General features: G+C 62.6%; 24 protein-coding genes and 1 tRNA gene. 14 read left to right on the forward strand and 11 right to left on the reverse strand.

The window, feature by feature from the left end; translation table 11 throughout:
* Window positions 1-200 precede the first annotated feature (200 nt).
* Window positions 201-1769, reverse strand: a complete 1569-nt coding sequence (locus BJI47_RS09370) for an adenylate/guanylate cyclase domain-containing protein (RefSeq protein WP_088943510.1) — start codon at window positions 1767-1769, stop codon at window positions 201-203.
* 42 nt (window positions 1770-1811) lie between these two features.
* Between BJI47_RS09370 and nucS the strand changes: the two genes are divergently transcribed.
* Entirely contained in the window at window positions 1812-2483 is a 672-nt protein-coding gene (nucS, locus tag BJI47_RS09375; RefSeq protein WP_088943480.1) for an endonuclease NucS, read from the forward strand.
* Window positions 2484-2530: 47 nt separating this feature from the next.
* Entirely contained in the window at window positions 2531-2848 is a 318-nt protein-coding gene (locus BJI47_RS24500) for an ATP/GTP-binding protein (RefSeq protein ID WP_088943511.1), read from the forward strand.
* Between the two features lie 15 nt (window positions 2849-2863).
* Here BJI47_RS24500 and BJI47_RS09385 read toward each other — a convergent pair whose 3' ends face one another.
* A complete protein-coding gene (locus BJI47_RS09385; RefSeq protein ID WP_254900481.1) occupies window positions 2864-3799 on the reverse strand; it encodes a hypothetical protein in 936 nt (311 codons plus the stop codon).
* Between the two features lie 45 nt (window positions 3800-3844).
* Window positions 3845-4324, reverse strand: a complete 480-nt coding sequence (mce, locus tag BJI47_RS09390) for a methylmalonyl-CoA epimerase (RefSeq protein ID WP_088943481.1) — start codon at window positions 4322-4324, stop codon at window positions 3845-3847.
* 95 nt (window positions 4325-4419) lie between these two features.
* On the opposite strand from mce, the gene BJI47_RS09395 reads away from it, so the two are divergent.
* The 3 genes from BJI47_RS09395 to BJI47_RS09405 all read left to right on the forward strand — a co-directional run bounded on the left by BJI47_RS09395 (window position 4420) and on the right by BJI47_RS09405 (window position 7088).
* Window positions 4420-5610 (forward strand): acetyl-CoA C-acetyltransferase, encoded by a 1191-nt coding sequence (locus BJI47_RS09395; RefSeq protein ID WP_088943482.1) that lies wholly within the window; start codon window positions 4420-4422, stop codon window positions 5608-5610.
* Between the two features lie 103 nt (window positions 5611-5713).
* Window positions 5714-6082 (forward strand): DUF3817 domain-containing protein, encoded by a 369-nt coding sequence (locus tag BJI47_RS09400; RefSeq protein ID WP_088943483.1) that lies wholly within the window; start codon window positions 5714-5716, stop codon window positions 6080-6082.
* 112 nt (window positions 6083-6194) lie between these two features.
* A complete protein-coding gene (locus tag BJI47_RS09405; protein ID WP_088943512.1) occupies window positions 6195-7088 on the forward strand; it encodes a tetratricopeptide repeat protein in 894 nt (297 codons plus the stop codon).
* A gap of 18 nt (window positions 7089-7106) precedes the next feature.
* On the opposite strand, the gene BJI47_RS09410 is transcribed toward BJI47_RS09405, so the two are convergent.
* The 3 genes from BJI47_RS09410 to BJI47_RS09420 are packed head-to-tail and all read right to left on the reverse strand — an operon-like array spanning window position 7107 to window position 12787.
* Window positions 7107-8561, reverse strand: a complete 1455-nt coding sequence (locus BJI47_RS09410; RefSeq protein WP_088943484.1) for a metallopeptidase — start codon at window positions 8559-8561, stop codon at window positions 7107-7109.
* Window positions 8562-10766: a 1,4-alpha-glucan branching protein GlgB gene (gene glgB, locus BJI47_RS09415; protein ID WP_088943513.1), complete on the reverse strand. Its 2205-nt coding sequence runs from the start codon at window positions 10764-10766 to the stop codon at window positions 8562-8564. It lies immediately after the preceding gene.
* An 11-nt stretch (window positions 10767-10777) separates the two neighbouring features.
* Entirely contained in the window at window positions 10778-12787 is a 2010-nt protein-coding gene (locus BJI47_RS09420; RefSeq protein WP_088943485.1) for a maltotransferase domain-containing protein, read from the reverse strand.
* Between the two features lie 217 nt (window positions 12788-13004).
* Between BJI47_RS09420 and glgP the strand changes: the two genes are divergently transcribed.
* Window positions 13005-15584, forward strand: a complete 2580-nt coding sequence (gene glgP, locus BJI47_RS09425) for an alpha-glucan family phosphorylase (protein WP_088943514.1) — start codon at window positions 13005-13007, stop codon at window positions 15582-15584.
* An 18-nt stretch (window positions 15585-15602) separates the two neighbouring features.
* Here glgP and BJI47_RS09430 read toward each other — a convergent pair whose 3' ends face one another.
* Both BJI47_RS09430 and BJI47_RS09435 read right to left on the reverse strand, forming a co-directional pair.
* Window positions 15603-17651 (reverse strand): ATP-dependent DNA helicase, encoded by a 2049-nt coding sequence (locus tag BJI47_RS09430; protein WP_088943486.1) that lies wholly within the window; start codon window positions 17649-17651, stop codon window positions 15603-15605.
* A 71-nt stretch (window positions 17652-17722) separates the two neighbouring features.
* Complete coding sequence (locus BJI47_RS09435) at window positions 17723-19009, reverse strand: nicotinate phosphoribosyltransferase (RefSeq protein ID WP_254900486.1); 1287 nt, start codon at window positions 19007-19009, stop codon at window positions 17723-17725.
* Between the two features lie 128 nt (window positions 19010-19137).
* On the opposite strand from BJI47_RS09435, the gene clpS reads away from it, so the two are divergent.
* From clpS to BJI47_RS09475, 8 genes are all read left to right on the forward strand, one after another.
* On the forward strand, window positions 19138-19503 hold the full coding sequence (gene clpS, locus BJI47_RS09440; protein WP_254900482.1) for an ATP-dependent Clp protease adapter ClpS: 366 nt from the start codon (window positions 19138-19140) through the stop codon (window positions 19501-19503).
* A 69-nt stretch (window positions 19504-19572) separates the two neighbouring features.
* The gene (locus BJI47_RS09445; RefSeq protein ID WP_088943487.1) at window positions 19573-20133 is read left to right on the forward strand and encodes a DUF2017 domain-containing protein; all 561 of its coding nucleotides are present in this window, start codon (window positions 19573-19575) and stop codon (window positions 20131-20133) included.
* Window positions 20134-20139: 6 nt separating this feature from the next.
* Complete coding sequence (locus BJI47_RS09450; protein WP_088943488.1) at window positions 20140-21204, forward strand: P1 family peptidase; 1065 nt, start codon at window positions 20140-20142, stop codon at window positions 21202-21204.
* Window positions 21205-21344: 140 nt separating this feature from the next.
* On the forward strand, window positions 21345-21899 hold the full coding sequence (locus BJI47_RS09455) for a rhomboid family intramembrane serine protease (RefSeq protein ID WP_254900487.1): 555 nt from the start codon (window positions 21345-21347) through the stop codon (window positions 21897-21899).
* Between the two features lie 102 nt (window positions 21900-22001).
* Complete coding sequence (locus tag BJI47_RS09460) at window positions 22002-22760, forward strand: cyclic nucleotide-degrading phosphodiesterase (RefSeq protein WP_176224774.1); 759 nt, start codon at window positions 22002-22004, stop codon at window positions 22758-22760.
* A gap of 21 nt (window positions 22761-22781) precedes the next feature.
* Window positions 22782-23567 (forward strand): ribonuclease PH, encoded by a 786-nt coding sequence (gene rph, locus BJI47_RS09465; protein WP_088943490.1) that lies wholly within the window; start codon window positions 22782-22784, stop codon window positions 23565-23567.
* Complete coding sequence (gene rdgB / locus BJI47_RS09470) at window positions 23560-24171, forward strand: RdgB/HAM1 family non-canonical purine NTP pyrophosphatase (RefSeq protein WP_088943491.1); 612 nt, start codon at window positions 23560-23562, stop codon at window positions 24169-24171. The genes rph and rdgB overlap by 8 nt, the downstream gene beginning before the upstream one ends.
* 12 nt (window positions 24172-24183) lie before the next feature.
* Window positions 24184-24972, forward strand: a complete 789-nt coding sequence (locus tag BJI47_RS09475; protein WP_254900483.1) for an alpha/beta fold hydrolase — start codon at window positions 24184-24186, stop codon at window positions 24970-24972.
* Between the two features lie 4 nt (window positions 24973-24976).
* Here BJI47_RS09475 and BJI47_RS09480 read toward each other — a convergent pair whose 3' ends face one another.
* From BJI47_RS09480 to BJI47_RS09490, 3 genes are all read right to left on the reverse strand, one after another.
* Window positions 24977-25324, reverse strand: coding sequence for a DUF3817 domain-containing protein (locus BJI47_RS09480; protein ID WP_088943493.1), 348 nt, complete (start codon window positions 25322-25324; stop codon window positions 24977-24979).
* Window positions 25321-25731 (reverse strand): transcriptional regulator, encoded by a 411-nt coding sequence (locus BJI47_RS09485; RefSeq protein WP_088943494.1) that lies wholly within the window; start codon window positions 25729-25731, stop codon window positions 25321-25323. The genes BJI47_RS09480 and BJI47_RS09485 overlap by 4 nt, the downstream gene beginning before the upstream one ends.
* Window positions 25732-25792: 61 nt before the next feature.
* Window positions 25793-25877: transfer RNA gene (locus tag BJI47_RS09490), tRNA-Leu, on the reverse strand.
* Between the last annotated feature and the right edge of the window lie 15 nt (window positions 25878-25892).

The raw sequence follows: 25892 nt of genomic DNA on the forward strand, positions 1-25892 counted from the left end.
TGGGACACCGAAGCCATCTGATCGTATGAATGGTCCATTGAAGCGATCAAGTGGGCGCACCTTCGATACCGTCGCCGGCTTCGATACCGTTGCCGCGCTACTTCGATGGCGCATTCAAGTTCACTGATCGTATGAGTGGACCATTCAAGCGGGAAGTGGGGTGGCGCAGCAACACTCACACTCGCACATGCCTGCGAGCCCTAAATTGGATCGGTCGTCTGCTTCGGACTGGCGAGGACGGTGTGAGCCGACCGCCCACGCAGCTTCACACTGTCGCCGAGTTCCCAGAGCGACGCTTCTGCCTCCGCGGCGTTGTCGACTGTTGCCTTCGAGGCAAGGGTGGCGCCATGAGTGTTCTTGGCGAGTTCGGACAATCTGGCAGCTTCGTTTACCGGGTCACCGATGACGGTGTATTCGAAGCGTGATTTCGCTCCCACGTTGCCGGCTACGGCACGGCCCGATGCAACTCCCACTGCTGCACTGCATTCGGGGACTTCGTCGAGTAATCGCGTACTGATCTTTCTGGCCGCCGCTAGTGCGGAACCGCAATGGTCGGACAGTTCGCCGGGCGCACCGAAGATGGCGAGCGCGGCGTCGCCTTCGAACTTGTTGATGAAGCCACCGTGATCGTCGACCTCGTCGACGACGACCGCGAAGAAGCGGTTCAGCAGGTCGACGACCTCTTTCGGGGGACTGGATGCGGCGAGCTCCGTCGAACCGACCAGGTCTATGAAGAACACCGCGATGTCCCGTTCCTCGCCGCCCAGCTCCGAGGTCTTGCTGAGAGCAGCCTCGGCCACTTCATGTCCGACGTGCCGACCGAAGAGGTCGCGAATCTTCTCCCGCTCACGGATTCCGTCTGCCATTCTGTTGAATCCGCTTTGCAGCTCACCCAGTTCGGTTCCGTCGTAAACCGCGAGATGAACGTCGAGGTTGCCGCGTTCGACTTCCGCCATCCCGGATCTGACGTTGCTGATCGGTGAGGTCGTGGCAAATACTCCGAGAAGCGTCAGGAAGAAACCGAAGATCAGGGTGATTCCGCCCAGTGCCAGAATCGCGACAGCTAATTGACCAGATTCGGTGTAGTACGGCCGGATGAAACTGAAGATCGCGATGATCATCAGACCCGCTACTGGGACACCGGTTCCGAGGATCCAAGACAGGATCGATCGGCCCATCACTCCGGCGATCCGAATTCGACGTGGATCGCCTGCCTCGAGTGCTCGGGCGGCAGCGGGGCGCAACGCGAATTCGCTCAACAGGTAGCTGAAAGCGCACACAACAGTTCCGCCTGCGCCAATAGTGAATGCCACCTTGGGAATCGATTGAGGATCGATGAAGCCGTCGATGGTGGTGATCAGAACCAGCCCGACGGTCCACAGGAGGATCTGCAGGCGGGTCAACTGCCAGGGCATCGACAACGTGTCGACCTGTTCTCGGCGTGTCGGCGGACGGTCCTCTACGGCCCAGCGGAGGTCTCGAAGCGCTCTCGTCGTCCCCCAGAGCACCCCGACGACGAATGCCAGGAGGACGTATACCGGAACGACTATGAAGTTGACCCACCAGTATTTCTCGACGACGAGAACATCCGGCCCGGGCACGACGACACTGACCAAAGAGACCACGATGACGGCGCCGATCAGATTCGCCCCGAGCAGGAACGTAGTCAGCAGCAGTTGGACACGGATACGACGGCGACGAGGTGATTCGAATATGTCGCCGAGTAGGCGGGATCCGAGAGGCGCGACGGATCGTCTCGGTTGCGGCATGGTGGTCATAGAGTAGCGGGCGCTCTGGCTTAGGGTGGGCGAGTGCGTCTTGTAATTGCTCGTTGCCAAGTGGACTATGTCGGCCGCCTCACTGCCCATCTTCCCCCTGCTCGTCGGCTTCTTCTGGTGAAGTCCGACGGCTCGGTGAGTGTGCATGCGGACGATCGCGCGTACAAACCGTTGAACTGGATGAGCCCGCCGTGTTGGATGGCTGAAACGACCGAGGGTGAGACGATCAAGTGGGTCGTGACGAACAAGGCCGGCGAGGAACTTCGAATCACGATCGACGAGGTCGAACTCGACTCGAGTCATGAGCTTGGTATCGATCCTGGGTTGGTGAAGGACGGGGTCGAGTCCCACCTTCAGGAATTGCTCGCCGAGCATGTCGAGACACTCGGCACCGGCTACACGCTCGTGCGTCGCGAATATATGACGGCTATCGGGCCGGTTGATCTTCTTTGCCGAAATGCCGACGGCGGAACCGTGGCCGTGGAGATCAAGCGTCGTGGTGAAATCGACGGGGTCGAGCAGCTGACACGCTATCTGGAACTGTTGAATCGGGATCCGGTGCTGTCACCGGTGAGTGGAGTGTTCGCGGCGCAGGTGATCAAACCGCAAGCCAAAACGCTGGCCGTCGATCGTGGGATTCGATGCGTGACACTCGACTACGACGTGCTGAGAGGCACCGAAAGCACCGAGTTCCGCCTGTTCTGATTCGTGTGCCGTCGCACGCGCTCGAGTGTTTCTCTTACACTCGTACTGTGCCTCGACGGAACCACGACCGCAAAGCGGCCCGCAAGAAAGCAGCAGGTTCTCCGGATTCGCTTCTCGGCGGCGCCCGGGTAGAGGGTGGTCCGGCCGGATGGTCCGATGAGGAATTCACTTTCCGGACGGTCCCCGGGAACAGAGCGACGAAAACTTATCGCTGTCCAGGCTGCGATCACGAGGTGCGACCGGGGGTCGCGCATATAGTGGCGTGGCCGTCGGACGACCTGGGAGGCCCGGAGGACCGACGGCATTGGCATACAGGGTGTTGGTCTGGCCGTGGCACGAGGGGCCTGACCAGGCGCTGGTCGTAGCCAGCGCCTGGTAGATCAAGATGACGTGGAGGCCTTTTCCTTCCCGAGATCGACCGCGTCGTTCTTGTCCTTGGAGGAAGCGGCGGGCTCGGCTGCGTCGAGCAGTTCGCTTTCTCGGTTGACCGACGCGAGCATTGCGGGCACGGAGTCGAGTTGGCCACGAATGCCGAGCAGCTGGGCAAGTACTCGGCTGCGCAGTACTCGTAGTTCCTCGGCCAGTTCCTTCGAGTGCGCGATCCGTCGTTCGGCCTGTTCGGTCGCGGCCTGCAGTCGGCGGGTCGATTCTTTCGTAGCTTCTTCGATGCGGTGTGCAGCGTCGGCTTTGCTCGATGCTTCGAGGTCTTCGAGAGCCGCGAGGATCTTGGTGCGGCGGTCTGCCATCGTGATCTCGAAATCCTCTTGAACCTTGGCCCGCTTGGCCTCGGACTCGGCGGCTAGTTGATCGCGCTCGGATTGCGCTGCCTCCACCACACGTGCAGCCTCGGTGCGCGCCTGAGCCATGGTCTGCTCGTGTTCGGTTTCGAGCGCGGAACGACGCTCCTCCAACTCCGCTACGAGGGATTCATGACGGCCGCGGAGGCGAGCGCTCTCTTGCTCGGCAACTGAGACCATCTCCTCGGCTTCCGCATGTGCCTTGGCACGAACTTCCGAGGCCTCGTCGGATGCGAGTCTGAGCATCCGTGAGATCCGGTCACTCATTCCCTCTGCCGTAGTTGGAGGCACCGAAAGTCGGTCGATGTCCTTGCGCAGTTCGTCGATCTCGTCCCGAGCGTCATCGAGTTGTTTGGCCAGGTCACGGGCTTGGGCTGCAGCGGCATCGCGATCAGCGGTAGTCAGCCGAAGCTCGGCGTCGAACCGTTCGAAGTAGTTGGTGACTTCGTCGCGATCGAATCCTTTTCGGACGATCGAAAAAGGAAGTTGCACCCCGGTGCGATCTTGCTCGTTTGCCATGGCGGTCAACTTACCTTTGCCACGTTTTAAGGGCCATACGGTGGGTCAATGAACTGATTTCTCGGATGGTTCCACCAATTCGATGAGTACGCCACCTGCATCTTTCGGGTGGATGAAATTGATGCGCGAATCTGCAGTGCCGCGTCGAGGTGCGTCGTAGAGCAGTCGAACCCCACGACTGCGCAGTTCGTCGGAGATTTCCTCGATGCTGGTGACCCGGTATGCCAGTTGCTGCAGGCCGGGTCCGCTACGTCCGATGAACTTGGCGATGGTCGACTCTTCGTTCAACGGTGCGAGCAGCTGAAGTGCGGCCGACGCCGACGTGGCACCGGGGAACGACAGCATGGCTTCGCGGACGCCCTGCTCCTCGTTGACTTCTTCGTGTGTTGCCACCATTCCGAGATGCTCGGTGTACCAGGCAATGGCGACATCGAGGTCCGGCACAGCGACGCCGACGTGGTCGATAGCCGACACCAGGTCGGATCGGAGTGGGGCACCCGTGGGAGACTGCGTGGTGGAGGTCATGCACTCGACGTTAGCGTCAGCTGGATCGAATCGCTCACTGGGGCTGTTGTAGAGATCGACGACTCACTTTTCGTGCAATTGGTTGGAGGAACATTATGACCACTTCTGTCATCATCGCCGGGGCACGCACACCGGTAGGCAAGCTGTCCGGAGCATTGAAGGATCTGTCCGGTTCGGACCTCGGCGGTATCGCGATCAAGGGTGCGCTCGAGAAGGCCGGTGTCGCCCCGGAACTCGTCGAGTACGTCATCATGGGCCAGGTTCTCACCGCAGGGGCAGGTCAGATCCCTGCCCGTCAGGCTGCTGTTGCCGCCGGCATTCCGATGGATGTGCCGGCGCTGACCATCAACAAGGTGTGCCTTTCCGGGGTCGACGCGATCGCCCTCGCTGATCAGCTGATCCGGGCAGGCGAATTCGAGGTCGTCGTTGCCGGCGGTCAGGAGTCGATGACCCAGGCGCCGCACATGCTCGAAAAGTCTCGCGCGGGTTACAAGTACGGCGACGTGACGATGCGCGATCATCTGGCCTTCGACGGCCTGTACGACATCTTCACCGATCAGGCGATGGGTGGACTCACCGAATTACGCAACGAAGGCGCCGGTGCCAGCACTCGTGAGGAACAGGACGCATTCGCGGCTGCATCTCATCAGCGCGCGGCGGCGGCTTGGAAGAACGGGATCTTCGACGAGGAGGTCGTTCCGGTCAGCATCCCGCAGCGCAAGGGCGACCCGTTCGTGGTGTCCCAGGACGAAGGCATCCGCGCCGATACGACTACCGATACCCTCGCCAAGCTTCGGCCGGCGTTCAGCAAGACCGGCACGATCACCGCGGGTAATGCCTCGACCATCAACGACGGTGCTGCAGCTGTGATCGTCATGAGCCGTGACAAGGCAGAGAGTCTCGGGCTGCCATGGATTGCCGAGATCGGTGCGCACGGTGTGGTCGCAGGCCCGGATTCCTCGCTGCAGAGCCAGCCTGCTCGGGCGATCGCCAAGGCGTGTGCCAAAGAAGGGATCGATCCCAAGGATCTCGATCTGATCGAGATCAACGAGGCTTTCGCGGCAGTAGGCATCGCTTCTACCCGTGAACTCGGCATCGACGAGGACAAGGTCAACGTCAACGGTGGGGCAATCGCTATCGGGCACCCCCTGGGAATGTCCGGTGCACGTATCGCGTTGCATCTCGCCCTCGAACTCGGACGACGCGGTGGAGGGATCGGCGCGGCTGCATTGTGCGGTGGCGGCGGACAGGGTGATGCGCTGATCGTGCGAGTACCGAAGTCCTGACGTTCGGTCTGGTCTCATTTCGCGCTCACTGCTTCTGCTCGGGGGTCGAAGTGAGACCAGACCCACTACGCTCTGTCGTAGTCGATCGGGCACAATGGGGCGCATGCTGACCTTCTTCGATCTGAGCACCACGGCCAAGCGATTCCGATTTTTCGCAGTCCTCGAGGCGTTTACCTGGCTGGGTCTCTTGGTTGGAATGGCCTTCAAGTGGCTACCTGCAGACGGCAACGAGATCGGTGTCAAAATTTTCGGACCGATACACGGCGCGGTGTTCGTGATCTATGTCCTGATCTCGATCCTGACCGCAGTCAAACTCCGCTGGGATATCAAGACCAGCGTGCTCGCTCTTCTTGCCAGCATTCCGCCGTTCGGTACCGTCGTCTTCGAGATCTGGGCCACGCGAACAGGCCGTCTCGCCGAGCTGAGCTCCTCCGAACCTGCTCTCGCCAAGGGTGCCGGCACGCCCTCGTAGTTCCCACGAGTACCAGCAGTGGTGAGTCTTCACCGTTAGTGACAAACTGTAGGGCGTGACTCGTCCCGGTTCTCGCTCTTCAGCCCGTCCGCCAACTGCCGTCCCGGCATCCATCGCAGGGGCCGTCGACCTCTCCGCTCTGAAGGATCGTCCTGCGCCGCCGCCTGCCGCTGGAACCGACGACTCCTCAGCAGGATTGGCTCCCATCGTCGATGTGACGACTGCCAACTTCGAGGCGGAGGTGCTACAGCGGTCTTCGCAGGTCCCGGTGATCGTGGATCTCGGGTCGGCTCGATCTCCACAGTCTGCCGCGCTGACTCGGCAACTGGGCCAGTTGGCGCTCGAAGCGGGCGGGGCCTGGGTGCATGCGCGTGTGGATGTCGACAGCAACCCTCAGATCGCGCAAGCCTTTGGCGTCAAGGCCATTCCGACGGTCATCGCGGTAGCGGCTGGACAGCCCCTCGCTGATTTCGAGGGCTCGCAGCCCGATGAACAGCTGCGCAAATGGCTCGAGGCTGTCGAGCAGGCGACGGCGGGCAAACTCACCGGCCCGCCCAACGCGGGCGGCGACGTCGGCGAGGATGATCCCGAGCCGGAGGATCCGCGTTTTGTCGCGGCCGAGGAGGCAATCGATGAGGGCGACTTCGTTGCTGCCGAAGCTGCGTATCAAGCGATCATCGACGCCGAGCCGGCGAACGCGGAGGCGCTTGCTGCGCTTCGCCAGGTGCGCTTTCTCGCACGAGTCCAACACGTCGATGTCGACGCTGTGGAACGCGCAGACGCGGCGCCGTCCGACGTGGCGGCTCAGATCGAAGCTGCTGACGTCGAGTTGTCGCAGCAGAAACCCGAAGCGGCGTTCGCACGGCTCATTGCCGGCATCAAGAAGACAGCAGGTGAAGAGCGCACGCAACTGCGGACGCGGTTACTCGAACTCTTCGAGTTGTTCGATGCCGCTGACCCGATCGTGGTGGCCGCCCGTCGAAAGCTGGCTTCTGCGCTGTACTGATTTTCGGCCCTGTGCTGGTCAGCGGTAGCGGGTGTTGCACTGCTCGCGTCCGCCCAGCACACCCGAGCGGAATGCGTCGACGCGAGAGAATCCGCTGGGAAGCGTCACTCCATCGATGTCGCTGGCAGTCAATCCGTCGCTCAACAGGCCGGATACGGCCTCGTCGAGGTCGCCAGGGGAGAGCCACACTTCCAGTTCGGAAGTGCTGGTTCTGTTTTCGGCGCTCAGACCTGCGGTGATGACGCCGGCCAGGCAGGCTGATCGCAACGCAGTCTGCGGGTTGTCGAGCGGTTGGCCTGCCTCGTTCTGGACGGCAAGCGTGTACCGCGAAGCGAACAACACATATGCGCTGTAGTCGCCGGATACGTTGAGGGGAATGACGTCTCCGCGCCGTGGACGCTCGGCTGTGCCGAGTTCGGCGAGGGCACCGACGTCCACGCCGATGGTGTTGGTCGAGGCGCAGTACGACACCGGCTCGGTCGAGGAGCCGTCCGGGCAATCGGTGTCGGACCCGTTGTAGGTGACGGAGGGTGGATTCTGCAGTGTCAGCAGGCTTTCGAACGACCTGACGAATGCCTCCAACGTCTCCACGGTGACCGGAAGCTCGCCGTCGTCGGCGGCGTTGCTGAACTGGTGGGGGAGATCCGCTCGGCGCGATTCGATCTCGGCTTCGTCGATCTCTGTACAGGCCGCTGCCCCGTCGGTGAATCCGATCTGAACTGCGGTGACACGTTCGAAGGCGGTGCCGTGGACCGAATCCGGATCGTTGGGATCGACGTCACGGACTGCGACGGTCGCGGCGAGTACGCCATTGAGGCCGTCGGAGGTGTTGATGGTGAAATGTGCCGAATCTCCTTCGGCGACATGCCTGATGAAGGCACCGGCGAAGCAGTCTGCCTGCTGCTCGGCAACTATCGTCGGGGTGTCCTCGCCGATCAGACCGGACTGATACTGCACGGCATGGCCGTATTCGTGTGCGATGACCATGACGACCGACATCGGACCGAAGGCGTCGATCAATGCGGGCAACAGGATCGTTCGGTCCCAGCCGATGGTGTCGTCGCGTGAGCAGTACGCTGCGTTGGGAACTCCGCCGGTTCGGTCCCCGCAGAACCTGACGCCCTCGTCCTCGTCTTCGCCTGCGTCCCAGGAGATGAGTGCGGACACAGGGGCGAAGGTGCCCTTGAACAGTTCCGGATAGGTCTGTGCCCAGTACCGCTGGATGTCGTCTATGGCGTCAGTGGCGATAATGTCGGAATCCGTGCCCTCGGCATTGCGCACCTCGAGCGTGGAGTGCGGTGCTCCCGGACGTGGCCCACTCAGCCCATCCGTGACCGGCAGCCCAGCCACGGTGAAAGGGTTCTCGTAGATCGACACTGCCCGGCCATCGACCGAGGAGCCACATCCACTCACTACCAACATCGTGATCACGGCGGTCATCCACAGTGTGTGTCGGGTACGACCGCCACTCATTCAACGCTCCAGTTTTATCCAAATCGCGCCATGGGCGGGAAGTGCCACCTGTGCAGACGACGGTCGACCATGCCACGAGTGCGATGTTGCGGTTACTTCTCCGAGATTGCCGACGCCCGAACCGCCGTAGGACTCTGCATCCGTATTGAGAATCTCGATCCAGCGACCAGGCTCCGGTAGTCCGACACGATAGTTGCCATGTACGACTCCCGAGAAGTTGAAGATACACGCGACAACAGATCCATCCACGCCGTAGCGCAAGAAGCTGAGCACGTTGTTCTCGGTGTCGTTGGCATCGATCCACGAATATCCGCTGGGGGACGTGTCCAGAGTCCAAAGAGCAGAATTCGCCCGATAGACGGAGTTGAGGTCACTGACCAAGTTCAGTACTCCGCGATGCAGACCGTCGTCGTTATGGTCGTCGAGTTGGTACCAGTCGAGCCCGCGCTCTTCGGACCACTCACGAGTCTGACCGAACTCCTGGCCCATGAAGAGCAACTGCTTACCGGGGTGCGCCCACATGTACGCCAGTAGCCCGCGCATTCCCGCAGCCTTCGTGGAGTTGTCCCCAGGCATGCGTGACCACAAAGTGCCTTTGCCGTGGACGACTTCGTCGTGACTGATCGGCAAGAGGTAATTCTCACTCCACGCGTACACCAACGAGAACGTGATCTCGTGATGGTGAAAGCTGCGGTGAATCGGATCTCGCCCGAGGAAGTCGAGCGTGTCGTGCATCCAGCCCATGTTCCACTTCATGTTGAAGCCGAGGCCACCGACACTGGTAGGACGAGTGACGCCGGGCCACGCAGTGGACTCTTCGGCGACGGTGACGACGCCCCGGAACTTCTTGTGCACGGTCGCGTTCATCTCCTGGAGAAAAGAGACCGCTTCGAGGTTCTCGCGGCCGCCGTAGATGTTCGGCGTCCATCCACCCTCAGGACGGGAATAATCGAGGTAGATCATGGATGCGACAGCGTCGACGCGCAGTCCGTCGATGTGAAACTCGTCGAGCCAGTACAGCGCATTGGCGACCAAGAAGTTTCGTACCTCGCGACGACCGAAGTCGAAGACCAGCGTGCCCCAGTCGAGTTGCTCGCCGCGTTGAGGATCCCCGTGCTCGTAGAGCGGGCCACCGTCGAAACGGGCCAACGCCCACTCGTCTTTCGGGAAGTGAGCGGGCACCCAGTCGACGAGGACGCCGATGCCTGCCTCGTGGAGGTGATCGACGAAGAAGCGGAAATCATCAGGGGTACCGAACCGAGAGGTCGGGGCGTAGTAGGACGTCACCTGGTAGCCCCACGAACCACCGAACGGGTGCTCGGCAACCGGCAACAATTCGACGTGGGTGAAGCCGGTTTCCAGCATGTACTCGGCCAGCTGCACCGCCAATTGGCGATAGTCCAGGCCAGGACGCCAGGAGGCCAAGTGCACTTCATAGACGCTCATCGGTGCCCGAGTCGGCTCGATCTCCGCGCGAGCTGCGAGCCAATCGTCGTCGGACCACTCGAAATCGGAGCTGGCGACGATCGATCCGGTGGCAGGTGGAATCTCGGTGGCGAATGCCATCGGGTCGGCCTTGTCACGCACAACGCCATCGGACCCGTGGACGCGATACTTGTAGACGGTTCCAGGTCCGACATCGGGAACGAACAGCTCCCAGACGCCGGTGGATCCGAGCGCACGCATGGGCCAACTTCGGCCCGACCACTCGTCGAAACTTCCGACTACGGTCACGCCCGCGGCAGCCGGCGCCCACACTGCGAACGAGGTGCCACTGACGTCGCCGTCCGGGGTGGTGTAGTTCTGCTCGTGGGCACCGAGGATGTCCCAGAGTCGCTCGTGCCTACCCTCGCCGAACAAGTGGAGGTCCAATTCTCCCAGCGTGGGGAGGAACCGGTAACCGTCGGCGGAGTCGGCGGTGTATCCACCGGGCCAGGTGACGACGAGTCTGTAGTCCATCAAATCGGTGAACGGTACGACGACGCTGAACACTCCGTGCGCAACATGGGTCAACGGATGGTCGACGCCGCCGATGCGCGCGACCACCGACTCCGCGTTCGGCTTGAGCGCGCGAATGGCGGTCCCGCCGGGCACTGGGTGTGCGCCGAGCACCGAGTGTGGATCGTAGTGTCTGCCTTGGGCGAGCAAATCGAGATCATTGCTGCTCGGTGAGGCAATATCGGTTGTCGTCGGGTTGTCGGTCACGATTTTCCCACTCACTTCCGGTTGCCGCGGTATGCCAGTTCGAGCCGTGCCGGATACGGAATCGGTGGTAGCGCCAAGATGTGCGCCACTGACTTCCACGGTTCCAATCTGACGAAATTGGTCTGTCCCCAATTGAATTGCTGGCCACTGACTTCGTCGGTGACGGTGAGGCTGTCGTGCCAGTCGTGTCCGAGTTCAGGCATGTCCAACCAGATGGTGCCTTCTTCCGGTCCGAACGGATCGAGGTTGATCACCACGAGTACCGAGTCGCCGGTGACCGGATCGAACTTCGAGTAGGCGATCAGCGCGTCGTTATCGACATGATGAAAATGTATGTTGCGCAACTGTTGTAGCGCCGGGTGCGCCCGTCTGATCGAATTCAGTGTCGCCAACCACGGCTCCAATGACTCGCCTCGGGCCAGCGCGCCCTCGAAGTCTCGGGGACGGAGTTGGTACTTCTCCGAATCGAGATACTCCTCGCTGCCCGGACGCACGGCTTGGTGCTCGAACAATTCGTAGCCCGAGTACACACCCCACGTAGGCGACAGGGTGGCCGCCAGCGCAGCACGGAGCGCGAACATTCCGGGCCCGCCGGTCTGAAGGCTTTCGTGGAGAATGTCCGGGGTGTTGACGAACAGATTCGGCCGTGCATCGTCTGCTCGTCGGGCATGCTCCTCGGCGAACTCGGTGAGCTCCCACTTGGCTACCCGCCACGTAAAGTAGGTGTAGGACTGGGTGAAGCCGCGCTTGGCCAAGCCATACATCCGCGCAGGTCTGGTGAAAGCCTCGGCGAGGAACAGCACCTCCGGATGAGACTTCTTGATCTCGGCGATGAGCCATTCCCAGAAGTCCGGTGGCTTGGTATGCGGATTGTCGACTCGGAAGATTTTGACTCCCAATGCAATCCAGTGTCGAGTGACGCGCAGAACCTCGTTGTAGATGCCGCGGCGATCGTTGTCGAAGTTGACCGGATAGATGTCCTGGTACTTCTTGGGGGGATTCTCGGCGTAGGCGATCGTGCCGTCGGGAAGGACCGTGAACCACTCCGGATGGGCCGCCGCCCACGGGTGGTCCGGGGCTGCCTGAAGTGCCAGATCGATAGCAACCTCGAGGTCGAGCGCCTCGGCTGCCTCCACGAACGCCCGAAAGTCGTCTTCGGTACCGAGCTCGGGATGGATCGCGTCGTGCCCGCCGTCTTTGGATCCGATGGCCCACGGCGAACCGACGTCGTGCGGCTCCGGGGTCAGCGTGTTGTTCGGGCCTTTCCGATTGATCTCGCCGATCGGATGGATCGGTGGAAGGTAGACGACATCGAAACCCATGCCGGCAATGCGGGGGAGTTGCTCGATGGAAGTGGCGAACGTGCCGTGGCGAGGTGTGCCATCTTCGTTCCATCCACCTGTTGACCGGGGAAAGAATTCGTACCAGGCGCCGTTGAGCGCGCGGTTGCGGTCCACCCAGACGTTGATGGCGGGGGATCGCGTCACCAGTTCGCGCAGCGGGTACTGGTGCAGGAGATCTGCCACTGCCGGTGTGAAAGCGGACGCAACGCGAGCCGGAAGCTGACGGTCGGTGTCGCGCAACGCAGCGACGACGTCGACGAGAAGCGCTCGTTCCTCGGTGGGCACACCCTTGGCGGCGCGCTCGAATACCCGTGCACCGATTTCCAAGTCGTTGGCCAGCTCGATGGCGCTCTGACCCACACCCAGTTTGGCTTCGAGTGCATGCTTCCATGTCGAGACGGGATCGCTCCACGCCTCGATTCGGCAAATCCAGTAGCCGGGGGTGCTCGGAGTGAAGAGTGCGTCGAACGTATCGGGTTCGCTACCCGGGGTCATGGTGATGCGCAGTGGGGTCCGAACTCCGGGCCCACGAACTGCGAGCGTTGCGGCAACCGCGTCGTGACCTTCTCGCCACACATCCGCCGAAACCGGAAATGCTTCGCCTACCACCGCTTTCGCGGGGTATTTTCCGGTGCTCGTGTCTGGAAGGACATTGTCGATACCGAGTCGACCTGTCACTTCACACTCCGTTCTTCGCTCCGTTCGGCCGATCGCATCGGGTGCGACGGCCGACTAACTGATGGTCGGCGTGCTCTCGTGAACAACCGTAGTGCAGTCGGCGACGCTGTGCCTGTGTCAGCGGCCTTCGTCGGCGTTTTCGGTCGTCCGTCGGTCGTTCCCCGCCGGTGGCACCGTCGAATCCCATGAGACCGACAAGGTGGGTATGGTTCGTTTCGTGAAAGCCTTGCGTCGGTTCACTGTCCGAGCCCACCTGCCCGAGAGTCTGAATGCCCTAGCGGAGCTTTCGACAAACCTCCGCTGGTCGTGGCACCCACCTACTCAGCAACTCTTCGAGGAGATCGACCCCGCGCTCTGGGTCGACCTCAACCGTGATCCCATCGCTCTGCTCGGAGCGGTCGCGCCGAAGCGCCTGGAAGAACTTGCAGACGATCCGACTTTCGTCGACCGCCTTGCGGTAGTGTCCGGCGATCTGTCGGACTACCTGACTCGTCCACTCTGGTTCCAGAAGAAGCAGCGCACCGATTCTTCGCTGCCCACCGGCATCGGTTACTTCTCGATGGAGTTCGGTGTCAGCGAGGTCCTGCCCAACTACTCGGGTGGACTCGGCATCCTTGCGGGCGACCATCTCAAAGCTGCGTCCGACTTGGGTCTGCCGTTGATCGGAGTCGGCCTTCTCTACCGATCCGGATACTTCCGGCAGTCACTGACCGCCGACGGATGGCAGTCCGAGCGCTACCCATCGCTCGATCCGCAGGGCTTGCCCTTGCGTCTGCTCACCGACTCGTCGGATGCACCGGTCCTCGTTCACGTGTCGATGCCGGGAGAGCGGGTCCTGCGAGCTCGGGTATGGATCGCGCAGGTGGGACGCGTCCCATTGCTCTTGTTGGACTCCGATATCTCGGACAACGATCCGGAACTTCGAGGCGTGACCGATCGCCTCTACGGCGGAGACCAGGATCATCGCATCAAGCAGGAGATTCTGGCGGGAATCGGTGGCGTGCGTGCTATTCGTGCTTACACCCACGCGCACGGTTTGCCGGACCCCGAGGTGTTCCACATGAACGAGGGGCACGCAGGGTTCCTCGGTGCCGAACGCATCCGCGAACTTGTCACCGGTGAAGGGTTGGACTTCGACTCCGCCCTCGCATCGGTGCGAGCAGGAACCGTGTTCACCACCCACACGCCGGTGCCTGCCGGCATCGACCGGTTTTCGGCCGATCTGGTCCGGCACTACTTCGGCAGCGACGCCTCCGCCGACTCGGCCTTGCTGCCAGGTTTGCCGATGGACCGCATTCTGGAGCTGGGTGGTGAGCCCGACCGGTCGGTGTTCAACATGGCGCATATGGGCCTTCGTCTGGGCCAACGTGCCAACGGTGTCTCGAAGCTGCACGGGATCGTCAGCCGGGGCATGTTCAACGATCTGTGGCGTGGATTCGACGTATCGGAGGTACCGATCGGTTCGGTCACCAATGGCGTTCACGCGCCTACCTGGGCCGCGCGCGAGTGGATGGAACTGGCGAACGAAACCGTCGGTGCCGATGCGCTGGAGGAAGCACGCGGCTGGGAACAGTTGCAGAACGTCCCGTCCGAAAAACTGTGGTCGACGCGAAACGATCTTCGGGGTCAACTCGTCGACGAAGTTCGCCGTCGGGTGCATCGATCGTGTGTGGAGCGAGGCTCGACCGAGGCTGAACTTGGTTGGACCTCAGGGGTTTTCGACCCGAACGTGTTGACGGTCGGATTCGCGAGACGAGTGCCGACGTACAAGCGTCTGACGTTGATGCTTCGCGAACCGGAACGACTGAAGAGGCTTCTCCTCGACCCGGACCGTCCAGTGCAATTGGTGGTTGCCGGAAAGTCGCATCCTGCGGACGACGGAGGCAAGGCCCTCATCCAGCAGATAGTTCGGTTCGCCGATGCCGCAGATGTTCGCCATCGCATCGTGTTCCTACCGGACTACGACATGTCGATGGCTCGGTACCTCTACTGGGGCTGCGACGTCTGGCTCAACAACCCCCTTCGCCCACTCGAAGCCTGCGGAACCTCGGGCATGAAGTCCGCGCTGAACGGCGGTCTGAACCTGTCCATCCGCGACGGATGGTGGGACGAGATGTACGACGGCGAGAACGGTTGGGCCATACCGACTGCCGACGGCGTGACGGACGAGAGTCGCCGCGACGACCTCGAAGCCTCGGCGCTCTACGAGTTGCTGGAGCAGTCGGTGTTGCCCAAATTCTACGACCGCACCGACGGTGTGCCGACTCGCTGGATCGAGATGGTTCGCCACACCCTCGAGCATCTGGGGCCGAAGGTGCTGGCGTCGAGGATGGTTCGCGACTACACGCTCGGTTACTACGCACCGGCCGCGACCGCGGCACGCACAGTGGACCGCGACGAGTACGCAGGCGCGAAGGACGTCGCAGCGTATCGCCGGCGGGTCGAGGATGCGTGGCATTCCGTCGAGGTCGTCCAGGTCGACAGTGAAGGCCTGCCGGATACCCCGGTCATCGGCGCGAAGCTCACCTTGCGGGCGTACGTCCGGCTCGGAGGTCTTTCGTCGTCGGACGTCGTCGTTCAGGCTGTGCTCGGCCGGGTTACCGACGACGAGGAATTGATCGACACCCGAACTGTGGCTATGACGCATTCAGGAACGGACTCGCTCGGGGAGGTCTTCGAGACCGACACCGCTCTGCCGGTCAGCGGCGCAGTCGGTTACACCGTGCGAGTGCTGCCGCACCATCCGCTGTTGGCCGGTGATGCCGAATTGGGTCTGGTGAAATCGCCTAATCCGTAACCGGTTCTGCGAAGGTGCCTACCTCCCGGAAAGTCGGGTGAGAGCTTTGCGCACTACCTCAGGGTCGGACGTCTCCCAGAACGGGGGAAGCGAGGCCCTGAGGTAGCCGCCGTAGCGAGCCGTCGCAAGTCGTGGGTCGAGCATGGCGACGACGCCTCTGTCGTCGACGCTGCGCAGCAACCGGCCGACGCCCTGTGCGAGCAGAAGCGCGGCATGATTGGCGGCGACCGCGAGAAAGCCGTTGCCGCCACGGGACTCCACTGCCTGTTGCCGGGCCACCAGGAGCGGGTCGTCCGGTCTGGGGAACGGGATCCGATCAAGGATCACCAGGCTGAGCGAGGGACCGGGAACGTCCACTCCTTGCCATAGCGACAGGGTGCCGAAGAGTGAGGTTGCTTCGTCCTCGGCGAACTTGGTGACCAGTGCGCCCGTGGAGTCGTCGCCCTGGCACAGGATCGGTGTGTCCAGTCGCTCGCGCATCTCCTCGGCGGCAGCCTTCGCCGCGCGCATCGAGGAGAACAAGCCCAGTGTCCGGCCACCGGCAGCACTGACCAGTGCCTCGATCTCGTCCAAGTACGCGGCGGACAGGCCGTCACGGCCAGGAGGTGAAAGATGTTTGGCCACATATAAAATGCCGGCCTTCGCGTGATCGAACGGGGACCCGACGTCGAGCGAATTCCAATGAATCGGCGCAGTGTCGGATGGTGCCTCGGTGCCCGACGCCATGGCCGTGTCGCTGCGTGCAGAATTCTCGGCCGGAAGACCCCAATTGATGGCGAGACCGTCGAACGAGCCACCGACCGTCAGCGTCGCCGAAGTCAACACCACGGTCGACTCGGCGAAGAGTCGGCTGCGGAGTAGACCCCCGACCGACAGTGGCGCTATTCGGACGGTGCGTTTGACGTTCCCACGGAAGTCGTCGACTGCATGCCAGACGACGTCCTTGCGTTTGGCAGGGTCCGGTTCGTCGAAGGCGGTGAGCACTCGTACCGCGCTGTCGTGGACTTCGTCGATGGCCACCAGGGCCGCATTGCGCGCGGCGGCGGCTTCCGGATCCGAGGCTGCCATGCTCTGCTTCTGCGGACCTATCGCGGTACGAACGGCCCAGGCGGAGTCTCGAACGGAGGCCAGTGCAGGTCCCACTCCGTCCGGGAGAGCCGACCATCGGCCGGGCGGGAGGCTGTCGAGAACCGCAGCCCAGTTGTCTGCCGCGCCGTCGAGTGAGTCGACGATCTCCTCCTCGATCAGCTTGGAGCATCGGCGAGCAGCAGCGGTGACCGTTGCGGCAGACAGTTCCGAAGTGGCAACGCCGGTGACTCGGTCGACGAGTTCGTGCGCTTCGTCGATGACCACCACGTCGTGCTCGGGAAGAATCTGGATGCCGGTGATGGCATCGATGGCCAGCAGTGCGTGGTTGGTGACCACTACGTCTACCTGTGACGCTTCGGTGCGTGCGCGCTCGGCGAAGCAGTCCTCGCCGACGGGGCATCGAGACTTGCCGAGGCATTCACGTGCGGTGACGCTGACCTGCCGCCATGCCTGATCGCTGACGCCGGGGACGACGTCGTCACGGTCGCCGGTGTCGGTGTCGGAAGACCACTGCGTGAGCCGCACGACCTCGCGGCCGAGGCGGGAGATGGCGAACGCGTCGAAGAGTTCGGCGTCGGGCTTCTCCTCGGATGCTCCAGTGTGAATCTTGTTCATGCACAGATAGTTGTTGCGGCCCTTGAGTATTGCGAACTTCGGCCGCCTGCCGATGGCATCTTTCAGTGCATCCGCCAGTCGTGGGAGGTCACGGTCCACGAGCTGACGTTGCAACGCGATGGTTGCCGTCGAGACAACCACGGTGCGCCCGGATTCGACAGCATGTCTGATGCTCGGCACGAGGTACGCCAGCGATTTACCGGTTCCGGTCCCAGCCTGCACGGCCAGGTGCTCCCCGGTGTCGATCGAGTGCGCGACGGCCGATGCCATCGTGAGCTGATTGCTGCGTTCCTTGCCTCCCAGCGAGTGCACCGCGACCTTCAACAGGGCGGGAACTGTGGGGAGCTCGGACTTCGACGGCACCGCAGAAGACTACTGCCACTCACCGACCGGATGGCCATCGACACCGTCTGGCGAAAGCCGCGGGCGACGGATCACGCGGGGGCCTCGATGAACCGCGTCGACAGTGCCGGTTCGCCCTGCGAAAGTTTGAGTCCTTCCCACGGAAGACTGACGAGCCGCTGTGCGAGTAGCTCACGTGCATCGTTCAAGCTGAGTAGCGACGGTTCCTGCTTGCCGCCGCGCACCAGGGGCGTACACAGTTCGATGGCGGTGAGTCCGTCGTCGATCACCGGCTTGCTCCCCACGGGATACACGATTTCTTCGATTGCAGTTCCCGTGGATCGAGTGGTTCGGATAGCGGCTTTGGCGCCCCCGCGCGATTGCTTGTGGCTGCTGCGCTTGGCGACGGGACGGCCGTCGACCGTCACCAATTTGTAGACCATGCCCGCGGTGGGCGCTCCCGATCCGGTCACCAGGGAGGTGCCGACGCCGTAGCTGTCCACCGGTTCGGCGCGCAATGCGGCGATCGCATACTCGTCGAGATCACCCGATACGACGATTTTCGTTTCTCTCGCACCGAGGTCGTCGAGTTGACGGCGGACCTGCCGGGCGATCACTCCGAGATCTCCGGAATCGATGCGTACTCCGCCCAGACCGGTACCAGCGGCCTCGACGGCGTTGGCGACACCGGCCGTGATGTCGTAGGTGTCGACGAGCAGCGTAGTGCCGACTCCCTGGTTGCGAACCTGCGCGGCGAAGGCAGCCTTCTCGTTCGGACCATCGGCGTCGGTGTAGAGCAGGGTGAACGCGTGCGCCGAAGTTCCGGCTCCGGGGACGCCGTGGCGTCGTACTGCTTCGAGGTTCGAGGTCGCGGTGAAGCCGGCGATGTAGGCGGCGCGAGAGGCCGCGACGGCGGCTTCTTCATGGGTGCGACGCGAACCCATCTCGATGAGCGGGCGGGTACCCGCAGAGTTCGCCATGCGTGCGGCCGCCGACGCTATTGCGCTGTCGTGGTTGAGAATCGACAGGGCAAGAGTTTCCAGAACGACGCATTCGGCGAAGGTTCCGTGTACGGACAGCACCGGCGAGCCGGGAAAATACAGCTCGCCCTCTCGATAGCCGTCCACGTCTCCGCCGAATGAATAGTTTTCGAGCCACTCGAGGGTCTTGGTCGGGAGGAAGGCGGCGAGCGCTTCGATCTCGGCGGGCCCGAAGCGGAATCGAGTCAGCGCTTCGAGGAATCTGGCGGTACCGGCGACGACGCCGTAACGCCGGCCGTTCGGCAGCCGTCGCGCAAAGACCTCGAAGCTGCACGGTATGTGCGCAGATCCGTCGGCAAGCGCGGCCGAGAGCATGGTGAATTCGTACTGGTCCGTCATCAGCGCGGAACTACGTTCATGGTCGCAAAAGTCCGGATTGGAGATCGAGGCGTCGGTCACAGAGACAACAGTACGAGGCGTAGGGGCGAAGGTGTGTACTACCGCTCCCTCGTCGTACCCTGAGAGGTATGGCTTCATCGACGGCACGACCGACCGTGGGCAGAGCGGTCGCGGTACCGAACTCGTCGATTTCACCGTCGGCGGCATCCCCTCAGGCGGTACCAGCGGAAACAGAAGTGGTGGCACGGGACGAGGCACACGATGTGCCCTGGGTGACCATCGTCTGGGACGACCCGGTCAACCTCATGCACTACGTCACCTTCATTTTTCAGAAGCTGTTCGGATACAGCAAAGCGAAAGCTACCGAGCTGATGATGCAGGTTCATTCGGAAGGCAAGGCAGTCGTCTCCAGCGGTGAGCGCGATGCGATGGAGAACGACGTGCGCAAACTGCACGCGGCCGGTTTGTGGGCCACGATGCAACAGGACAAGTAGGGGCCAGCAAGCAACACACGGGCTTCGAGACAGCAGGCCAGGCATCCAAGGACGGGACAAAAGAGCGCAGTGCGCATGTGGAGCAGAAAGAACTCACTCAGCGGGGTCAAGATCCGCTCGGATATGGACGCCAGAGAAGCAACTGTGCTCAGGTCGCTCGTGGAATCGGTAGTCGGTCTTCTCCGCGATCGTGAAGCCGATACCCCGACGGACGAGCTGGCGGCGATGACGGGTCTACGAACCGGCCACAGCAGTCCACCCGAAGATGCCGCGCTCGCGCGGCTGCTGCCGGACTTCCATCGCCCGGATTCGAACTCCGATACGGCAAACCTCAACGGCGCGCTTCGCGGATTGCACGAGCCGGAGATCATCGACGACAAGCTCGCTGCAAGCCGAGTCATCCTCGATACGATTCCGACGAACGGCGGAAAAGTCGTCCTGACCCCCGCGCAGGCAGACTCCTGGCTGATGGGCCTCAACGACGTAAGGTTGGCGCTCGGAACCACACTGGGTATCGACGCAGACACTCCTGAGGTTCTCGACGAGGGGGATCCACGAGCTCCCCATCTGGACGTGTACCACTGGCTGACCTGGATGCAGGATTCGCTCGTCCAGGTCCTCATTCCGTAGGAGTACCTGTTGGGGACGGGTCCGAAGGATGCACTGACCGACGTGTCAGGCCTACTGGTGGGCCATTACCATGAAATCGATCCGGCTGCCGAACTCGGGTCCGGCGCGGCCACCGGCTGCACGGTGATCCGTACTCTTGGCGGCGCCGTCGCCGCCGTCGACGTCCGAGGAGGCGGTCCCGGCACCCGTGAAACCGACCTGCTCGATCCGAGCCATTCGGTGCAGCAGGTCAATGCCGTTCTCCTTACCGGTGGAAGCGCATACGGACTCGCTGCCGCCGACGGTGTCATGCGGTGGCTCGAAGAGCATGGACATGGAATTGCCATGGGTAGCCCGGACCAGGTGGTACCGATCGTTCCTGCGGCCGTCATCTTCGATCTGCCGGTAGGGGATTGGTCCATCCGGCCGACCGCCGACTTCGGATATCGCGCAGCAGCGGCCGCTCGAGCCGATTTTGCGACCGGTTCGGTGGGCGCGGGCGTCGGTGCCCGCGCGGGAGTGCTCAAGGGTGGCGTCGGCACGGCGAGCACTGTCATCGAGGGAGGACCTGCCGACGGCGTCACCGTCGGCGCGCTTATCGTCACCAATCCGGTGGGTTCGGTGTTCGATCCCCGAACCGGACTTCCCTGGGGAGTCGGCTCGGAAGGGCCCGGTGCATACCGGATGCGCAAACCCGATGTGCACGAGGTGTGGAACGCCAACGCACTTGCACCCAAGGGCACTGCCCTCAATACGACGATCGGCGTCGTAGGCACCGATGTGGATTTGAGCGCGGCGTCGTGCAAGCGGGTGGCCGTCGCCTCTCACGACGGCCTCGCCCGGGCGATCAGACCTGCCCACTCGCCACTCGACGGTGACACAATTTTCGCGCTTTCGACCGGCACGAGGAAGGTCGTCACCGAAACTGCCATGCCTAAGGCGTTCTCCTCCGACCTGCCGGTTCTCGACGCAGTGTGCGCGGTTGCGGCCGATGTCGTCGAGCGGGCCATCGTCCGTGCATTGCTCGACGCGACCTCGATTGCTGGTATTGCGACATACCGTCAGATTTTTCCGTCGGCCTTTGCGCCCTGACCACAGCGGTAGACTGTCGAAGGACAGACCACCTCCCCGGTGCGTGGATGTCGGGGCTGGACGAGAGGCCTAGTTTTGTGACGACGAACCCTTACCTTCCCGCTACCGCACCCAAACGCCCACTGTGGCAGCAGGCCGCGATGTTGATGGGCTCGTTCGTCGTGCTGCTCTGGGTCATCGAGATCATCGACGTCGCTTCGGGTAGTCGCGTCGAGCAGGCTGGGATCAACCCCCGCAGTGTGGACGGTTTGTGGGGAATTCTGTTCGCGCCGGTGCTGCACGACGACTGGGCCCACCTGATCGCGAACACCCTGCCGGTTCTGATTCTCGGATTCCTCGTTCTGTTGTCCGGTCTGGCGCGGGGGTTGACGGCCACAGGCATCATCTGGGTCGTCGGTGGTGTCGGTACGTGGTCGATCGGCGGGGGCAACTCCAACCACATCGGCGCCTCGGTTCTCATTTTCGGTTGGATCGCCTATCTGCTGACGCGGGGAATTTTCACCAGAAACTTGGGCCAACTTGCTGTCGGCGTCGTGGTGTTCGTCATCTACGGCAGCGCACTGTGGGGTGTATTACCGAGTACACCTGGGGTGTCGTGGCAAGGTCACCTCTTCGGAGCCGTCGGAGGAGTCCTCGCGGCCTGGGTTTTGTCCTCCGATGCGCGCGAGGCACGTAAGCAGAAATCTCTCAGCTGAGCGCCGCCGCCGACCCACCCACAACGCGCAAATGGGTGGTTACCTTCGTAAAAACGTGTCGAACGTTTCGGTGCCGGGCATCGACGTGGCAGCATGATGTACATGCGAATTACCGTCCTGGGATGTTCGGGGAGTGTGTCAGGGCCTGATTCCCCCGCGTCGGGTTACCTGCTCGACGAACCGGGAACATCGCCTGTCGTACTCGACTTCGGTCCCGGCGTGCTCGGTGCGCTGCAGAAATACGCAGATCCCGGTGACGTAAGCGTGTTCCTGTCGCATCTACACGCAGATCACTGCCTCGACGTGCCGGGACTTCTGGTCTGGCGTAGATACCACCCGAATCCGCCCGCTGGGCGCGCACTCGTATACGGGCCGAAAGACACCGCTTTCCGGTTGGGTGTCGCCTCGGCGGAATGCGGTGGTCAAATCGACGACATGTCCGACACGATCGATCTGCGTCGCTGGCAGGACGGCCGAACCATCGAACACGGACAGCTCACCGTGCACACCCGCCAGGTCTATCACCCGCCGGAGTCGTACGGCATGCGGATCACGACAGGCAAGGGGAAGCTGTTCGCGTACACGGGGGACACAGGCATGTGCCAGGCAGTCCGCGATCTCGCTCACGGTGCCGATGTGCTCTTGTCGGAGGCATCGTGGACGCACCGTTCCGACCGCCCGCAAGGTGTACATCTCTCCGGGACCGAGGCTGGCCAGCTGGCACGTGAGTCAGGCGTGGGTGAGCTGTTGCTGACTCACATTCCGCCGTGGACTTCCAGAGAAGATGTCATCGCGGAAGCGAAGGCCGAGTTCAGCGGTCCGGTGCATGCAGTCCTACCGGGCGATGTCTTCACCGTGTAGGTCAGGGTTAAGCTTGCTGCCGTGTCCAGACGAGAAGACGGCCGAGCGGACGACGAGCTCCGCAACATCAAGATCACCCGCGGATTCACCGACAACCCGGCAGGATCGGTGCTGGTGGAGTTCGGAAACACGCGGGTCATGTGCACCGCGAGTGTCGAGGAGGGTGTTCCTCGCTGGCGTAGAGGCTCGGGCCTCGGTTGGCTCACCGCCGAGTACGCGATGCTTCCCGCAGCAACCCATACCCGCAGCGGACGCGAGTCCGTCAAGGGCAAGGTCGGTGGGCGAACTCAGGAGATATCCCGACTCGTCGGCCGGTCGCTACGCGCATGCATCGACCTTGCCGCCATCGGTGAGAACACCATCGCAATCGACTGCGACGTACTGCAGGCCGACGGCGGCACCCGCACCGCGGCCATCACCGGCGCATTCGTTGCACTGTCCGACGCCGTCACCTACCTGCGTGCGGCCGGTCGACTCGCGGACCCGCAGCCGATTTCCTGTGCCATCGCAGCGGTGAGCGTCGGCGTCGTCGACGGCCGTGTTCGGCTGGATCTGCCCTACGAGGAAGATTCGCGTGCCGAGGTCGACATGAATGTCGTAGCCACCGACACCGGTACTCTCGTCGAGATCCAGGGCACCGGTGAGGGCGCTACGTTCCCGAGGACCACTCTCGACAAGCTGCTCGATTCGGCTCTCGCGGGCATCGAGAAGCTTTTCGAGGTGCAGCAGGCTGCCCTTGCCGAGCCGTACCCCGGCGTGCTTCCCGAGCCTGCCGTCGACGCACCGAAGAAGAAGTTCGGTGGCTGATACCAAGCTTCTCGTCGCGAGCCGCAACGCCAAGAAGTTACAGGAGTTGCGTCGGGTGCTCGATGGCGCAGGAGTCCTCGGCATCGAATTGGTCGGATTGGACGAGGTGCCCGAGTTTCCCGAGGCACCCGAGACCGGTTCGACGTTCGAGGAAAATGCGCTCGCCAAAGCTCGCGACGGCGCAGCTGCGACCGGGCTCGCTTGCGTTGCAGATGATTCCGGTCTCGAAGTCGACGCATTGAACGGAATGCCGGGTGTGCTGTCGGCGCGGTGGTCGGGAGTGCACGGAGACGACGGCGCCAACACGTCGTTGCTGTTGGCTCAGCTGGGCGACGTTCCCGACGAGCGTAGGGGTGCAGGTTTCGTTTCTGCCTGTGCGCTGGTCGTTCCCGGCGGCGTGGAGGCCGTCGTCCGGGGTGAATGGCGTGGTGTCGTCGCACGAGAGCCGTTGGGTGAGAACGGTTTCGGCTATGATCCGGTATTCGTTCCCGAAGGGGACAGTAGATCGGCGGCGGAACTGAGTCCGCAAGAGAAAGATGCTTCCTCGCATCGAGGGCGGGCGCTGACCTTGCTGATTCCTGCACTCGAGACGCTTACCGGGTAGAGACTGGATCTCGTGAAACGCTCAGTTGTGGCTGCGGTCTTGGTAGCCGCTGGAACGCTTGCTGTACCAGGTCCGGCAGCAGCGTCCCCGGTGCAGAACTCGTTCGCCGAGGCGACGCTGTACTCCATCACACACCCGGGTGCGAGCCCTTCGGGTGCCAACGATTACGCGTGCGTCCCGAGTGCCGAACAGCCGGAACCGGTCGTGCTCGTTCACGGGTTCCTCGAGAACTCCTACGACAACTGGGCATCGATGGCGCCGGTGCTGAAAGCCGAAGGTTACTGCGTCTTTGCGCTCGATTACGGAGCGCCCGAGGGCATTCCGTTCGGTGGCCTGGGTTCGCTCGAGGACAGCGCAGCCGAACTGGGTCGATTCGTCGAGACCGTCCGGACCTCGACGGGAGCGCAGAAGGTCGCCATCGTCGGGCATTCGAAAGGTGGGACCGTACCGCGCTACTACGTCCGGTTTCACGGGGGAGCGGAGTACGTAGCTCGGATCGTCGCGCTGTCGCCGCCGAACTATCCGACTCCGGGCCCACCTTCCGACGAGGCTCTTCAGCGTCTCAACGAGGGTAGTGACACCTATCCCGGAGTTGAGTACACAACCATTGTGACCCGCGACGACCAGGTTGTGCCCTATGAGGCGTCATTGCTGACGGGGGAGGGCAACACGAACGTCGTGCTTCAAGACCTGTGCCCAGACAACGTCACCGAGCACACTGGAATCTCTTATGATCCGGTTGCGCAGCAGGTGGTGTCGAATGCGTTGCGCGGTTCCGATCCCACCGAAGTTCGGTGCTGACTGCTCAGATGCCGAAGTCGCGCTTGACCTGAGTCGTCCGCCAATGCTCCACGAAGAACGACAGGAACGGAACCGTGCCGGCGAGTAGGGTGCCAACGGTCCGGGCGGCCGGCCAACGAACCTTGATGGCCAAATCGAGGGTGAAGAGCAGGTAGACCGCGTAAACCCAGCCGTGGACGATACCGATCCAGCCGAAGCTGTCGTTACCGAAGCCGTACTTGGCGACGATCTCGACGAGAAGGACCAGCAGCCACACACCGGTCGTGTACGCGAGAATTCGGTATCGCAGCAGCGCGGAAGCAATCTTCTTGGTCTTCTCGGTGGGTACAGATTGCTGCGGTGCCGTGCTCACTTGGTGCTCCTGTCGGACTCGCGGGAGCGGTCGAGCTCCGCAAGATAGCTGTTGTACTCGAGAAGTTGGCGGGCTTCGGGATCTTCGAGGTCATCCTCCATCGGCGCTACCGGACGTTGGGGGAGCAGATCCGCGGGAACTTCACGGACGACCTGCTCGGCGGCGCCGTCGTTCTCGGCGTCCTGCGGAGCGTCGGCTTCGTCCTCGAGCTTGACGAATTTACGATAGGCGTAGACGACGAAGACAGCGAACAGCGGCCACTGAAATGCGTAACCCAGATTCTGGCCGCTACCGCCGACGGATTCGAAACGCTCCCACTGCCACCAGCCCAAGGCCAGGCAACCGAGCGCCGAGACGATCACCAGAGCGATGAGCGCCGGGCGGCGTTGAGTGCGGGTTTTCGACACCCCCCGACGGTACCCGAGTATCTACTACCTCAGGTAGTTCGGTGGGGGTCGTCACTGATGGTGGTGCGCGAGGGGGGACTTGAACCCCCACGTCCTGAGACACTGGAACCTAAATCCAGCGCGTCTGCCAATTCCGCCACTCGCGCGAGTGCTGTGCAAGT

This window comes from Rhodococcus sp. 1168, assembly GCF_002091955.1.
Lineage (GTDB): Bacteria > Actinomycetota > Actinomycetes > Mycobacteriales > Mycobacteriaceae > Rhodococcoides.